We start from the raw sequence: 333 nt of genomic DNA, 5'->3' as shown, positions 1-333 counted from the left end.
TCCAAGAAGGTACTTAAGGAATAAGCATCGGCAAATTCCGTGCCAGCAGCCGCGGTAATACGGGAGATGCAAGCGTTATCCGGAATGATTGGGCGTAAAGCGTTTGAACAGGTGGTTTAGAAAGTCAATTGTTAAAAACTAAGGCTTAACCTTGGACCGGCAATTGAAACTTCTAGACTAGAGTTTGGTAGAGGTAGACGGAATTACCGGTGTAACGGTGAAATGTGCAGATATCGGTAAGAACTCCAATGGCGAAAGCAGTCTACTGGGCCACAAACTGACACTTAAGAACGAAAGCTAGGGGAGCAACCAGGATTAGATACCCTAGTAGTC

Annotated in this window: 1 rRNA gene; it reads left to right on the top strand. The window is 45.6% G+C overall.

Going from position 1 to position 333, the window contains the following annotated elements:
* A 16S ribosomal RNA gene (locus ACTHSL_RS13300) occupies nt 1-333 on the top strand; the annotation flags it as partial.

The sequence above is a fragment of the Neisseria sp. P0008.S010 genome (assembly GCF_051962715.1).
Taxonomy (GTDB): domain Bacteria; phylum Pseudomonadota; class Gammaproteobacteria; order Burkholderiales; family Neisseriaceae; genus Neisseria; species Neisseria elongata.
Note: the sequence above shows the minus strand (reverse complement) of the source record. Positions and strands in the feature narration are given on the sequence as shown.